This is a genomic window from Xanthobacter sp. NM-59, assembly GCF_021401125.1.
Taxonomy (GTDB): Bacteria; Pseudomonadota; Alphaproteobacteria; order Rhizobiales; family Xanthobacteraceae; genus Xanthobacter.
Genome location: NZ_JACBFQ010000008.1, coordinates 155942 through 169165, shown reverse-complemented (window position 1 = coordinate 169165; position 13224 = coordinate 155942). Strand labels below are relative to the sequence as shown.

Below are 13224 nucleotides of genomic sequence, written 5' to 3'. Positions count from 1 at the left end.
CAAAATCCGGCGCCTGCCCCCACCTGAGCCGGATAATTTTGATTTTATTAAATAATCTCGCCGCGATTGCCCGACGCCACCTGCCGGGCTCGGGCACACCCGCCGGTCGCAACAGCGCCACGGCGGGGATGAAGTTGCCGGCCCCCGAGCCTGGCGAGGCTGCTGCCAAGCGCAAAGGGGCGCCACGCGCCGCCGTTCGTGCTGACGGGGAGAGCGGGGGGGCGAAGCATTGGGGGCGGGGCCGGGCAGCGCGTTGGCGGGCAACGCTTTGAACACCGGTGCTTCGCAGCCGGAAAGCCGTCCAGCCGCCTTCTCAAGCCCAAGGAGGAGTGAGGACGCGCCTCCGGCCAGCTATCATGTCTTGGGTGTGGCTCGCCTTCGGAGCACGACCGTGTCACCCGCGATCGGGGACCGGTGTGAGATCGCGGATTTCATGGGTGTTCGCCGTGCGCCGGTATCGGCGTTCGGTAGCGCTTGACGGACGGCGCATCTCGCCCGCACCTGCGGCGCGGACGAGATGCTGCAGCGTATTGATCTTATGTGCGTTTCTGGCGCGAACTGTGCCCACGCCGCTCGCGAACACGCAGCGGCGGACGTGCCTCAGACGCAGGACGCGCGGAGTGAATGCGGGTGCCTCGCCGCGCCTATTGGGCCGGCGTTTCGTTCTGCTGCTTGGGCAGCAGCCAGGAGAGCAGGTTCGGCGCGGGCTTCTGGCTGTTGGGCAGGCGCGCGACCACCACGATCTTCTTCAACTCGCCACGGCGATAGGCGGCCAGCACCTTCTCGTGGTCCTTCACCGAGACGCAGCCGTTGGAATCCCCGCGCGGTCCCATCATGAAGGGGTGCACCAGGAAGCCGTCGCGGCCGTACATCTTGCCGCCGCCCACCGGTGACATGCGCAGCGTTTCCACCCCGTGGAATAGGGCTTCACGCGGGCGCAGCGTATAGACGTTGGGCGGCGTGGGGCCGCGCATCTTCAGCGCCACCTGGCGAATGTCGTCCATGGCGTCGCCGTAGCCGGAATGGGCCTCCAGCTTCTCGCCATTGGGCATGTAGAGGATACGGCCCTCGATATCGTACAGCGCGAAGCCGCTGCCGGGCGTGGGCAGGGGCACCTCCTGGGCGGCCGAGCTTGGCGCCGAGGGCGCCTGCGGCGCGGGCTCGGCGGGCCGGCTTGCAGGCGGCGGTGCCACCGACGGCACGTCTGTGGGCGTGAGGGATGCGAGCTGGCGGCGACCCCGCAGCAGGGGATTGCCCAGGGGCAGCGGCACCGCGCGCGGCTCCACCTCCGGCAGGCGTCCGGCCATCAGCGGATTGCGCGAGGGCGTCGGCACACTCTCAATGATGATGGCGGCAATGCGCGCATCGCGGTCCGGATTGGAGCTCACCGCTCCGCCAGCCATCACAAAGCCCTGCGGCGCCATGGCGAGGCGGGGGCTCAAGATCCAATAGGAATCCACCGCCAGCGAGCCCGATGCGGGCAGACGATCGGTCCGGCTCATAGCGTCGGCGGCGCTGGCGAGGTTGAAGCTGCGCGGCCCGGTGCTCAGGGTGGTTCCCGTTACCGGCGCGGGAATGCGGTCGAGACTCGGGGCCGGTCCGCTCGGGCCGAAGCCAGTCGTGGCCGCGATCGCCGCGGCGCCAACCACCGAAAAGCCCAGCAGACCCGCCGCCACGAAATGGGGCGCGCGCCACCGCCGGCGCGGTTCCGTATCGTCAAAATACGGGTCTGTTGTGTAGTCCGGTTCCGCCATGACCCTCGATGCTCGAAACGCTGCCTCGTTTTGCTGCCGGTCCCGGTCTTCCGGGTACCCGTCATTCATGCCGGGATGGTTCAGGTCGGCCGTCTGGAAGCCTGCCTTGCCGGAAGCCTCCGCAGATTGCGGTCCGTTGTTCTGACGCCAGCCCACGATCACCACACCCGATCCGCTCGGACGCCCGCCGAATCTCGTGATGCTCTTCCCTCGGGCCAGGGAAGGGCCGTGCGCCTGAAGTCCTGCCGCACTGCGGCGGTCCGCTTCGACGTTTCGCCCGGAACCCTAGGCCGGTTTCGTAACCAATGTCTTTACGGGCACCGGAACAGATTGAAAAGGCAAGATTAAGGTGCGATGGCGGCGGTCCTTGGCCGGTCCCGCTTCCGGCGCTGGGAACCGGCTACCAGCCGTGCCGCGCGGCCTGTGGCATTGCACCATCTGGTTAACGTGACGCAAGGTCATACCCGCACGCCTCCGCTGCCTTGAGGGCTGGCCCCGCTCCCAGGGCGAGTCATACACGTCCGCCTGGCACCGAAAGCTGCCTTCAGCTTCACAACTGGGTGTGCGCGGGCGCCTCCACAAGGCGTTCTCCCCCGCGGTAACCGTCCCCGAAGCAGAGGGGCGCCGCGGGGAAGTGCGCGGCCATGCGGGTTTGCGGCATGGGCCCGGGCCCGTGCGGGCAGCCCATGCGTACTCTTGCCGCAGGGGGGCGCGCAGCCATGCCGTGCCCCTTTTCACGCGCGAAGTATGACGAACACAACGATGCGTATTGCGCCGCACTGGCGCTATAAGGTCCCATCAGACGGCCCGAACTGGAACCGACCCCGCGATGTCCTCGACCCCCGAAGCCGCTTTCGACATCAGTGCCCGTGCCGCCGCGAGCCCTGCCGCTCCGGATCTCCCCGGCGCCTTCGCCCGCCTCGCGGACTATATGAACACCGCCATTCTGGGGCAGCCGGCATTCGTGGACCTGCTGCTGGTGGCGGTGCTGGCGGATGGGCACCTTCTGGTGGAAGGCGCGCCGGGCCTTGCCAAGACCAAGGCCATCAAGGCCCTGTCGAAGGCCATCGACTGCGACGAGCAGCGCATCCAGTTCACGCCGGACCTTCTGCCCTCCGACCTCACCGGCACCGACATCTTCCGGCCGGAGGATGGCTCCTTCCGCTTCCAGCCGGGCCCGGTGTTTCACAACTTCATCCTGGCGGACGAGATCAACCGCGCCCCCGCCAAGGTGCAGGCGGCGCTGCTAGAGGCCATGGCCGAGCGGCAGGTGACCGTGGGCGGCGTCACCTATGCCCTGCCCAAGCTGTTCCTGGTGATGGCCACCCAGAACCCCATCGAGCAGGAGGGTACCTATCCCCTGCCGGAGGCGCAGCTCGACCGGTTCCTGCTGCATGTGAAGATCGACTATCCGAACCTGGAGGCCGAGCGGCGCATCCTGCGCCTAGTGCGCGGGGAGGCGAATGGCGAGACGGTGGGCTTCGGCGAGCCGCTCTCCCAAAGCACCATCTTCGCCGCCCGGCGCGCCGCGCTCTCCACCTATATGTCGGACGCGGTGGAGGAATATCTGCTGCAGTTCGTGTTCGCCACCCGCAACCCCACCCTTTATGGCGACGATCTGGAGGGGCTGGTTTCGTTCGGCGCCAGCCCCCGCGGCTCCATTGCCCTCGACCGCTGCGCCCGCGCCTATGCCTGGCTGCGCGGCCGGGACTTCGTGACGCCCGAGGATGTGCAGGCGGTGGCCAAGCCGGTGCTGCGGCACCGGGTGCTGATGACCTTCGAGGCCGAGGCGGACGGCATGGGCACCGACGATTTCCTGGATGCCCTGATCGCCCGCGTCCCCGTGAGCTGACCTTCGAGAGTTGACTGCCGTCCCATGCCGCAGAGCCCCGCCGCACCCGCGACCGATCCCCTTTATGGCCTCGTCGCCAGCCTGGAAGAGCTGGTGGCGGCGCGGCCCGCCGACGGGGTGGGGGGCTTTGCGCCTGGCGGCAAGGTGCGTACGCACCAGTTCGGCGGGCACCGCTCCTCTTTCCGCGGGCGCGGCATGGAGTTCGACGAGGTGCGCGCCTACCAGCCCGGCGACGACATCCGCACCATCGACTGGCGGGTGACCGCCCGCACCGGCAAGGCTCACACCAAACTGTTCCAGGAGGAGCGCGAGCGGCCGGTGCTGTTGCTGGTGGATGCGCGGCGCTCCATGCGCTTCGGCACCCGCGACTGCTTCAAGTCGGTGCTGGCGGCACGGGTGGCGGCGGTGCTCACCTGGGTGGCCATCACCGGTGGCGACCGGGTGGGCGGCGTGGTTCTGACCCCATTTGAGATCGCCGCTTTCCGGCCCGAACGCAGCCGCCGGCGCATCCTGCATTTCGTGAAGGCGGTGGCGGCGGCCACCGCCGATGGCCTCGGCGCCGAGGGGGAGGAGCCGGAACCCAGCCTGACCGAGGCCCTGGCGCGCCTGCGCAGCGCCGCCCGGCCCGGCACGCTGGTGTTCCTCGCCAGCGATTTCGCGGATTTCGACATGGCCGCGGCGCGGGAGCTGAACCGCCTTTCCCACGCCAGCCAGGTCACGGCCATCTTCACCTACGACCCCTTGGAAGCGCGCCTGCCGCCGCGCGGCAGCTACCGCATCAGCGATGGCGAGGATGTGGCGCGGCTCGACACCGGGCGCGGCGATCTTGCCGCCGGCTATGCCGAGCGGTTTGCGGCCCGGCGGTCGCGCATCGAGCTGTTCGCCCGCCAGCACGGCATGGCCTTCGTGCCGTTGCAGACCGGCCAGGATGCCTCCGACATCCTGCACCCCGAGCGCATCGGCAAGGGGCGGGCTTCGCGGGGCGATGGGGGCGGCACTTCGGGGCGCAAGGCGCACCGGGCGGTGGCCTGATGGCGCAGGATCTCGTTCTGCCGCAGCACGCGCCGGTCACTCTCGATCCGGCGGCGGACCCGCTGGCCACCCTGCGCGACATCCATTTGCCCCACGCCGTGGCCTTCTGGCCCCCGGCGCCGGGTTGGTTCGCGCTGGCCGGCCTGGTGGTGGCCCTAGTGCTGGTCGGCCTGTTCCTCGAATGGCGGCGGCGGCAGACCCTGGCCTATCGCGCCTTGCAGGAGTTCAAGGCCACCGCGGGCAGCGGCGACACCCGTGCCGTTGGGGCCGCTGCCGCGATCCTGGTGCGTCGGGTGCTACTGAGCCGGGATCCCCACGCCGCCGCCGCCGCCTTCACCGGCGAGGCCTTCGCGCGTTTCATGGCGGCCGGGCCCAAGGGGATGCCGCCGGAGATCGGCCGCTTCCTCGCCATGGCGCCCTATCTGCCGCCCGGCGCGCCGGAGGCCGACGATGTGGACCGGCGGGCCCTGGTCTCGGCGGTGCGGCGCTGGATCCGGAGCCACGCATGATCACTTTCCAATGGCTCTGGGCGTTTGCCTTCCTGCCGCTGCCCCTGGTCGCCTGGCTGCTGCTGCCGGCCGCCCCCACCCCCAAGGCGGGGGCGCTGAAGGTGCCCTTTTTCCACGAGCTGGAGGATGAGGGGCTGATCGGCGGCCGGGGCCGCCACGGGCGCCTGTGGCGGGTGCTGTCGCTGGCGCTGATCTGGCTGTTGCTGGTGACGGCGGCGGCCCGGCCCACTTATGTAGGCCCGCCCATCGCCGTGCCCGTGGAGGGGCGCGATTTGATGCTGGCGGTGGACCTCTCCGGTTCCATGGCGCGGCAGGATTTCGCCGTGAGCGGCATCCCCATGGACCGCCTGTCGGTGGTGAAGGCGGTGGCCGACGACTTCATTGCCCGCCGCAAGGGCGACCGGGTGGGGCTCATCCTGTTCGGCACGCGGGCCTATGTGCAGGCGCCGCTCACCTTTGACCGCAACGTGGTGCGCGAGCTGCTGGCGGCCTCCAGCATCGGCATGACCGGGCAGGAGACCGCCATCGGCGACGCCATCGGCCTCGCCATCAAGACCCTGCGCAACCGGCCGGACGATCAGCGGGTGCTGATTTTGCTCACCGACGGCGCGAACACCTCGGGCATGCTGGACCCCATCCAGGCGGCGGAGCTGGCGCGGCGGGAGCATGTGAAGATCTACACCATCGGCGTGGGCGCCGACCCGCGCACCATGAATCCCTGGATGCTCAACACGCCCAGCGATCTCGACGAGGACGCCCTGCGCAAGATCGCCACCATTACCGGTGGCCGCTATTTCCGCGCCCGCGACGTGCAGGGCCTCGCCGGCATCTATGCCGATATCGACCGGCTGGAGCCGGTGGCGGGTGATCCGCTCTACCTCAACGCCACCCAGGCCCTGTTCCAGTGGCCGCTCGGCGCGGCGTTGCTGCTCTCCCTTCTCACCGGCGCGGCGCTGCTGCTGCCGGTCCGCCCTGCCCGCGTCCCGAAGGCAGTGGCGGAGGAGGCGCGGCCATGAGCGGCATCGCGGCCTTGGGCGATTTCCATTTCCTGCGCCCGCTGTGGCTGCTGGCGCTGGTGCCGGCGGCGGTGCTCGCGCTCATGGGCTGGCGCGCGCTGCGGGCGGGTCGCGACGATTGGCGCGGGCTGGTGGATGCCCACCTTCTGCGCCACCTGGCGGTGCGGGGCGAGAGCGGCGGCCAGCGGGGGCCGCTGCTGCTGTTGCTGGCCGGCTGGGTGCTGGCGAGCCTCGCCATGGCCGGTCCCACCTGGCAGCGTCTGCCGACCCCGGCCCTCGGCCGGCTCGACCCCACGGTGATGGTGCTCAATCTCGGCCGCTCCATGGATGCCACGGACCAGGCGCCGAGCCGTCTCACCGCCGCCCGCCACAAGATGGACGACGTGCTCGGCCGGATGCGCGGCGGGCAGGTGGGGCTCATCGTCTATGCCGATGTCCCGTTCGTCGCGGCGCCGCTCACCGAGGACGGGCGCATCATCGCCCAGATGCTGCCCGAGCTTGCCACCGACCTGATGCCGGTGGCCGCAAACCGGCCGGATCTCGCCATTCACAAGGCGATGGAGCTGCTGCAGGGGGCGGGCGCGCGGGAAGGCCGCATCGTGCTCGTCACCGATGGCCTGGGGGATGATCCCGACAAGACCCTGGCTGCCGCCGAGGCGGCCGCGAAGGCGGGCTACCGGCTGAGCGTGATCGGCGTCGGCACCGTCACGGGCGCGGCGCTCAAGGGGCCGGACGGCGAGGTGGTGCGCGGCGCCGGCGGTGCCCCCGTGCTCACCCGCATGGACAAGGCCCGCCTGACCCAGTTGGCTGCTGAGGGCCATGGCGCCTTCACGCCGCTGAGCGTGGACGGACGCGACCTCGACGCTGTGCTCGCCTCCGCCATCGACCCGCGCGGCCGCAACCCGGTACAGGACAGCGGCATGACGGCGGACCAGTGGGCGGACATGGGTCCCTATCTCCTGGTTCTGCTGCTGGTGGTGGCGCCGCTGGCCTTCCGGCGCGGCCTCATCCTGGCGCTGCTCGGCGCGGTGCTCTCCGTGTCGCACGAGACGGCGCGGGCACAGGATTTCGACGCGCCCCCCTCGTCCGCCGCCCCCGCTTCCACCCCCGCCTTGGCCCCGGCCGGTGACACGCGGTGGGCCGACCTGTGGCGGCGTCCGGACCAGCAGGGCGCGGACGCCTATGCCGCCGGCGATTATGCGGGCGCGGCGACGCGCTTCGAGGATCCGCAATGGAAGGCGAGTGCCCTCTATAAGGCTGGCCGGTACGAGGATGCGGCGTCCGCCTATGCCGGGGTGCCGGGCGGCGACTATAATCGCGGCAATGCGCTGGCCCGCGCCGGCAAGCTGGAGGACGCCATCTCGGCCTATGACGCGGCGCTGAAGGCCGATCCCGCCGACAAGGACGCCCTCTTCAATCGCGATCTGGTGCAGCAGATTCTCAAGCGCCAGAAGGACGAGCAGAAGAAGAACCAATCCGGTGGCGGCGCCGGACAGGGTGGCGGCGGCCAGGGCGGGGGCCAGCAGAACGACCAGAAGTCATCCGGCAAGGGCCAATCCGGCGGCAAGGGCGACAACACGTCCGAGCAGAAGCCGGATTCCGGCAAACAGAACGACGCGAAGCCGAAGGACGGCAACAAGGATCAGGCCAAGCCCGATCAGGGCAAGCAGGACCCGAAGAAACAGGATTCCGGCAAGCAGGAGCAGAACAAGCCGGACGACGGCAAGGGCCAGGGCGAAAAGCCCAATGCGCCCAAGCCCGAATCCAAGCCGGACAGCGGCCCGGATGGCAAGGCACCCAAGCCCGCTGATCCTGCGCAGGGCGCGCCCAGGCCGCAGCCGCCGGCCGCTCCCCCGCGCCAGCCGTCGGCGCCTGCCCGCCCGGAGCCGCCGAAGGACGAGGGCGCCAATGCGCCCCAGGGCCCTGGCCAGCAGCCGGCTGCGCCCAAGCCCAAGCCCGAGCCGGCCCGGCCGGTGGGGCCGGGCTCCGGTGAAGAAGCCGGCAAGGATGAGGAGAAGGGGCAGCCCGCCACGGCGCTTCGGCCCATGAGCGAGCAGGATCAGAACAGCGAGCAGGCGCTGCGCATGGTGCCGGACGATCCGGCCGGACTGCTGCGCGCCCGCATCAGGGCCTATTATGGCGGCAATGGCGCAGCGGTGCAGGATGAAGACAATTAGCCGCCTCTCTTTCCTCCTGGCGCTGGCCCTCTGCCTCGCGGGGCCGGCCGAGGCCGCGAGCGTGACGGCCGCGCCGGACCGCTTCGTGGTGCCGGCGGGCGAGACCTTCGATTTCGTGGTGAGCCTGACCGACGGCGAAAGCTGGCAACCGCCGGACGTGAGCGCGCTCACCCGCGATTTCGATATTGTGGACCGGCGCCGCGCCAGCCATGCGGAGATGGTGGACGGCAAGCCCGTGCATGTGGACCAGTGGGTGATGACGCTGCTGCCCAAGCGCACCGGCACCCTCACCCTGCCGTCGCTCGCGGTGGGGGGAATGACCACACCCGCCGCCCAGGTGCAGGTGGTGCCGGCTGCCGCATCCGACCCGGCGGAGACCAGCGAGGAGCCGCTGTTCGTGCGCCTCGAGGCCGCCCGCACCCCCGCCTTCGTGCAGAGTGACGTGCCGGTCACCATTCGTATCTATGACGCCCTGGGCATGCGCGGCGGCGCCATGGAGAAGCCGGTGTCCGACAGCGCCACCTTCACCGCCGAGGGCGGGCAGCGCAGCTATGTGAAGACCATCGGCAAGCGCCGCTACCGGGTCATCGAGCAAAGCTATCTGATGCGGCCGCAGAAGAGCGGCGTCATCACCATTCCCCCGGTCGCGCTCAATGCGGTGGTGCCGGGCTTCAAGGGCAGTTCGGCGGCGTCGGATTTGGCGAACGTCCTGGGGCGTGGCGGCATGTCGGGCCTCGACCGGCTGGGGGAACGCACCCTCACGGTGCAGTCGCAGCCGGTGTCCATCACCGTGCAGCCGCGGCCGGCGGGGGTCACGGGGTGGTTCCTGCCCGCGCGCGGCGTGACCCTTTCCCAGGAATGGTCGATGCCGGTGGATCAGATCAAGGTGGGCGACACGGTGACCCGCACCATCACCGTCGCGGCCAAGGGCGCGAGCCCGAACCAGCTGCCGCCCCTGGAGGCGGCGCCGGTGGAGGGCCTGCGCCAATATGCGGAGGACAGCCGCTCGGACGCCACCCTCATCGATGGCGCATCGGCGGCGGTGCTCACCAAGAGCTTCGCGGTGGTGCCCACGCAGCCGGGACCGGTGACGCTGCCCGCCATTGAGGTGCCGTGGTGGAACCTGGCCACCAATCGAGAGGAAAAGGCTGTATTGCCGGCAGTGACGCTGAATGTGCGCCCCGGCGCCGAGCCGCTGCTGCCCGCAACCCCCACGCCGGCACCCATGGCGACGACCGCGCCGACGCCTCTGGAGGATGCGGCGCGCGAGAGCGTGGGTAGCGGCGATCTGCTCTCCCTGCTGCAGGAGAACCGGCTTGCGGTGAGCCTTGGCGCGGCCGTGGTGGCCGGCGCGGCGGTTGCCGGGCTATGGCTGCGCCGTCGCAGGCGCGGCGCGAACCCGACCGCGGTGAATCCGACATTGGGGGCGGGCCCCGGGCGCCGGCGCCGCGGTCCGTTGCGCCGGCAGGGGCCGGATCGAGAGCAGGCCATGGCGAGCCTGGTTTCCGCCTGCCGGAAAGGCGAGGCGCTGGCCGCGCACGAAGCCTATGGCGCGCTGGTGCGGCTGGGCGCCTTCGCTCCGCCCCCGCCGGATCTCGCCGAGGCGGCGGACGCGCTGGCGCGCCATCTCTATCGGGGCGAAGGTCGCTCGTGGAATGGCCGGGCGCTGCTGGCCGCTGTACGCCGGGCGGAGCGGCGTCATGCCCGCGCCAGCCGACCGGCTCGGGGCGCGCGGTTGGCACCCCTCTATCCGCGCTGAGGCGCTGGACCGGATCTTGCTTTGTCTCTCTCCATTGCCGACGCGCGTCACGGGCATTTGCGCGTCCTGCCCTGGAGATTGCCATGCCGCTCGACCTCAACACCGAATGGACCGACGCTGATCTGGCGGGCCTCATCGCCTCCGTCGTGGATGACCGCGACTGGCGCCTGGAGGTGAGCGCCGCTGGCCTCGCCGCCCTCGCCGACAAGACCGCCAATCCCACGGGTGCGGACTATGACGAGGGTCTGCATTGCTATTTCGAAACTTGGATGGCCGGCACGGATTTCGTCGGCCCCTCGGCTGCCGGCGACAAAACGCTGATCGGCAAGCTGGCAACGGCCCTGCGCGCCAACTATCCGGCGCTGAAGGCTGACAAGTTCGTCTATGTGGATCTGTGATGTCGCGGTGCAACCCAGGGGGTTGCGCGGTGCGGTGTAATATTTTTAATTGTATTTCCGCGCTGAACACGCTCCCATCATCGCGCAACTGAAGGTTGGCCGTGATGGGAGGGCTGCCATGGACGCGGGGGCGTTATCGGAGTTTCGCGACAAGCTGACCGAGTTCGCCAAGCGGGCGGTGGCGGCCGCGCCGCGATGCCAGAATGAGGAATCCACCAAGATGTTTCTGGTGGTGCCCATGATTTCGTTCCTGGGCTACGACCATATGGACCCCAATGAGGTCTTCCCCGAGCACCATTGCGACTTCTCGGAGAAATACAAGAACCGCGTGGATTTCGCGATCTTCAAGGGCGGCGAGCCGGTGATCGCCATCGAGACCAAGCCCGCCAACGCGCCGAGCCTGCGGGATGACCGCGGCCAGCTGCGCAGCTATTTCAATGCCGCGCGCACGGTGAAGATGGGCATTCTCACCGACGGGCTGGTGTGGGAATTCTACGCCGATTCCGACGAGCCCAATATGATGGACGCCAATCCCTTCCTGCGCTTCGACCTGAAGGATGTGGCGCGCGGCAAGGTGGATGATTCTGCGCTGGAGGGGCTGAACAGCCTGGGCAAGGCGGTCTTCGACCCCGACAATATTGGCGCCGAGGCCAAGCGCAAACACATCTACAATTCGGTGCTGACGCAGGTGGCCGCCATCTTCGCCGACCCGCCGGAGGAATTCTCCCGCCCCCTGCTGAAGAAGGCCGGAATCGGCCACATCTCCCAGAAGGCGCTGGAGGAATACCGGCCTGTGATCCAGGGGGCGCTGCGCGAATTCATCAGCCGGCAGATCCTGCATCGGCTCGATTTGCCGAAACCGGCCGCTGCCGCCGCCGCGGTCCAGGATGTGCCCACGGCGCCACCTGCGCCCGAGGCCATCGTGACCACGGAACGGGAGCTCGCGGTGTTCAACTGGACCCTGCAGCGCCTCGCCTTCCTCGTGCGCGAGGACGCCTTGTTCGCGGAGATCGACGCGGTGGAATATCGCGACTACCAGGGCAAGTTCGTGGTGTTCTACAAGATGGAGCGCAAGGGGCGGCTGTTCGAGTTCGTCGAATCGAAGACCAATCCCGGTTACCGCTTCATCTTTCCGGAAGAGAGCGGGCTCGTTCCCGGCGATGTCACGGTGCAGGGCCTCGCCGAGATCGACGGGCCGCTGCTCGCCATCTTCAAGGCGCGGGTGGGGGCCATCGGCAAGGGGGCCGAGCCGGCGGTGGAACGCTCCGCCCGAAAGGTGGAACAGGCGCCCGTGGGTTCGGGCGCCTGAGGGTAGCCGTCAGTCGAGCACCATTTCCGGCACATCGTCGGGGATGATAAGCTTGGCCGAGGTGGCGGCGAGAATCTGCTCCACCGAAACGCCGGGCCCGCGCTCCAGCAGCACGAGGCCGTCGTCGGTGGGCTTGATGACCGCCATCTCCGTCACCACCAGCGTCACGCGTCGGGCGGCGGTGAGGGGCAGGGTGCATTCGGGCACGATCTTGGGATCGCCCTTGGCCGCATGCACCATGGCGACGATCACCGATTTCGCGCCGGCCACAAGATCCATGGCGCCGCCCATGCCGGGCACCTTCTGGCCGGGCACCATCCAGTTGGCGAGGTAGCCGCGCTCGTCCACCTGCAGGCCGCCCAGCACGGTGAGGTCCAGATGGCCGCCGCGGATGAGGCCGAAGCTCATGGCGCTGTCGATGGAGGCCGCGCCCGGCACGGCGGAGACGAAGCCGCCGCCGGCATCGGTGAGATAGGGGTCTTCCATGCCTTCCGGCGGGTGGGCGCCGAGCCCGATCACGCCGTTTTCCGCCTGGAAGAACACGTCCGAGCCCGGAGACAGGAAGTTGGCGACCAGGCTCGGCAGGCCGATGCCCAGATTCACCAGCATGCCGGGCTTCAGCTCCTGCGCGACGCGGGCGGCGATGATGGATTTGGGGTTCCACTCGGGGGCGGCAGCGCCGGCCGGAGCATGGGTCTTATCGTGCATCACGCAGCCCTCGCCAGAAGATGGTCCACCAGCACACCGGGGGTGCGCACCTCGTCGGGCGGGATGACGCCCACGGGCACGATCACGTCCGGCTCGGCGATCACGGTCTTGCCGGCGAGCGCCATGATGGGATTGAAGTTCTGCGCGGTGAGCGAATATTCGAGATTGCCCACATAGTCCGCCTGGCGCGCGCCGATGAGCGCGAAGTCGGCATGAATGGGCTTTTCCAGCAAATAGCGCTTGCCGTCCACCTCGATCACCGGCTTGCCCTCTTCCACGGAGGTGCCGAGGCCGGTGGGGGTGAGCACGCCGCCCAGGCCCATGCCGGCGGCGCGGATGCGCTCCACCAGCGTGCCCTGGGGCACCAGCTCCACCGTGACTTCGCCGGAGATCATCTTCTGCTGGATCTCGGGGTTGAGGCCAATATGGGACATGATGGCGTGCTTCACCGCGCCCGCATGCACCAGCCGGCCGATGCCCTTGGTGGGCAGGCCGGCATCATTGGCGATGATGGTCAGGTCGCGCGCGCCGCGTTCCACCAGCGCCTCAATCAGGCGCAGCGGGCTGCCAACGGCCATGAAGCCGCCGATCATCAGGCTTGCCCCATCGGGGATGAGCGCTGCGGCGGCCTCAGCTTTGATGGCCTTCTTCATGGAGTTTCCTCGTCTCTCGCCGAACCTTGGAAAGGTCGCGGCGTCATCCAGCAATGG

The 13224-nt window shown here is 69.3% G+C and carries 11 protein-coding genes; 8 read left to right on the top strand and 3 right to left on the bottom strand.

The features are described from left to right. Positions 1 to 644: 644 nt before the first annotated feature. On the bottom strand, positions 645 to 1754 hold the full coding sequence (locus L0966_RS15205) for a DUF2778 domain-containing protein (RefSeq protein WP_234052799.1): 1110 nt from the start codon (positions 1752 to 1754) through the stop codon (positions 645 to 647). A gap of 931 nt (positions 1755 to 2685) precedes the next feature. Between L0966_RS15205 and L0966_RS15200 the strand changes: the two genes are divergently transcribed. The 8 genes from L0966_RS15200 (at position 2686) to L0966_RS15165 (ending at position 11806) form a co-directional block, all read left to right on the top strand. Continuing rightward, positions 2686 to 3606, top strand: a complete 921-nt coding sequence (locus L0966_RS15200; protein WP_234052877.1) for a MoxR family ATPase — start codon at positions 2686 to 2688, stop codon at positions 3604 to 3606. Between the two features lie 24 nt (positions 3607 to 3630). Next, on the top strand, positions 3631 to 4638 hold the full coding sequence (locus tag L0966_RS15195; protein WP_234052798.1) for a DUF58 domain-containing protein: 1008 nt from the start codon (positions 3631 to 3633) through the stop codon (positions 4636 to 4638). Beyond that, positions 4638 to 5147 carry a DUF4381 domain-containing protein gene (locus L0966_RS15190; protein WP_234052797.1) on the top strand — a complete coding sequence of 170 codons (510 nt, stop codon included), beginning with the start codon at positions 4638 to 4640 and terminating at the stop codon, positions 5145 to 5147. Before L0966_RS15195 ends, L0966_RS15190 begins: the two co-directional genes overlap by 1 nt. After that, positions 5144 to 6163: a VWA domain-containing protein gene (locus tag L0966_RS15185; protein WP_234052796.1), complete on the top strand. Its 1020-nt coding sequence runs from the start codon at positions 5144 to 5146 to the stop codon at positions 6161 to 6163. The genes L0966_RS15190 and L0966_RS15185 overlap by 4 nt, the downstream gene beginning before the upstream one ends. After that, positions 6160 to 8340: a VWA domain-containing protein gene (locus L0966_RS15180; RefSeq protein WP_234052795.1), complete on the top strand. Its 2181-nt coding sequence runs from the start codon at positions 6160 to 6162 to the stop codon at positions 8338 to 8340. Before L0966_RS15185 ends, L0966_RS15180 begins: the two co-directional genes overlap by 4 nt. Further along, positions 8327 to 10099: a BatD family protein gene (locus L0966_RS15175; protein ID WP_234052794.1), complete on the top strand. Its 1773-nt coding sequence runs from the start codon at positions 8327 to 8329 to the stop codon at positions 10097 to 10099. The genes L0966_RS15180 and L0966_RS15175 overlap by 14 nt, the downstream gene beginning before the upstream one ends. 83 nt (positions 10100 to 10182) lie before the next feature. After that, on the top strand, positions 10183 to 10497 hold the full coding sequence (locus L0966_RS15170; RefSeq protein WP_234052793.1) for a hypothetical protein: 315 nt from the start codon (positions 10183 to 10185) through the stop codon (positions 10495 to 10497). A 118-nt stretch (positions 10498 to 10615) separates the two neighbouring features. Continuing rightward, the gene (locus tag L0966_RS15165) at positions 10616 to 11806 is read left to right on the top strand and encodes a type I restriction endonuclease (protein ID WP_234052792.1); all 1191 of its coding nucleotides are present in this window, start codon (positions 10616 to 10618) and stop codon (positions 11804 to 11806) included. Positions 11807 to 11815: 9 nt separating this feature from the next. On the opposite strand, the gene L0966_RS15160 is transcribed toward L0966_RS15165, so the two are convergent. Both L0966_RS15160 and L0966_RS15155 read right to left on the bottom strand, forming a co-directional pair. Further along, a complete protein-coding gene (locus L0966_RS15160) occupies positions 11816 to 12514 on the bottom strand; it encodes a 3-oxoacid CoA-transferase subunit B (protein ID WP_255684086.1) in 699 nt (232 codons plus the stop codon). Beyond that, positions 12514 to 13167 (bottom strand): CoA transferase subunit A, encoded by a 654-nt coding sequence (locus tag L0966_RS15155; RefSeq protein ID WP_234052791.1) that lies wholly within the window; start codon positions 13165 to 13167, stop codon positions 12514 to 12516. Before L0966_RS15155 ends, L0966_RS15160 begins: the two co-directional genes overlap by 1 nt. Positions 13168 to 13224 lie beyond the last annotated feature (57 nt).

Bases quoted from the DNA above. Each gene is read 5' to 3' on its own strand.
- L0966_RS15205 (WP_234052799.1), bottom strand. From the start codon at position 1,754: ATGGCGGAACCGGACTACACAACAGACCCGTATTTTGACGATACGGAA.
- L0966_RS15200 (WP_234052877.1), top strand. From the start codon at position 2,686: ATGAACACCGCCATTCTGGGGCAGCCGGCATTCGTGGACCTGCTGCTG.
- L0966_RS15195 (WP_234052798.1), top strand. From the start codon at position 3,631: ATGCCGCAGAGCCCCGCCGCACCCGCGACCGATCCCCTTTATGGCCTC.
- L0966_RS15190 (WP_234052797.1), top strand. From the start codon at position 4,638: ATGGCGCAGGATCTCGTTCTGCCGCAGCACGCGCCGGTCACTCTCGAT.
- L0966_RS15185 (WP_234052796.1), top strand. From the start codon at position 5,144: ATGATCACTTTCCAATGGCTCTGGGCGTTTGCCTTCCTGCCGCTGCCC.
- L0966_RS15180 (WP_234052795.1), top strand. From the start codon at position 6,160: ATGAGCGGCATCGCGGCCTTGGGCGATTTCCATTTCCTGCGCCCGCTG.
- L0966_RS15175 (WP_234052794.1), top strand. From the start codon at position 8,327: ATGAAGACAATTAGCCGCCTCTCTTTCCTCCTGGCGCTGGCCCTCTGC.
- L0966_RS15170 (WP_234052793.1), top strand. From the start codon at position 10,183: ATGCCGCTCGACCTCAACACCGAATGGACCGACGCTGATCTGGCGGGC.
- L0966_RS15165 (WP_234052792.1), top strand. From the start codon at position 10,616: ATGGACGCGGGGGCGTTATCGGAGTTTCGCGACAAGCTGACCGAGTTC.
- L0966_RS15160 (WP_255684086.1), bottom strand. From the start codon at position 12,514: ATGCACGATAAGACCCATGCTCCGGCCGGCGCTGCCGCCCCCGAGTGG.
- L0966_RS15155 (WP_234052791.1), bottom strand. From the start codon at position 13,167: ATGAAGAAGGCCATCAAAGCTGAGGCCGCCGCAGCGCTCATCCCCGAT.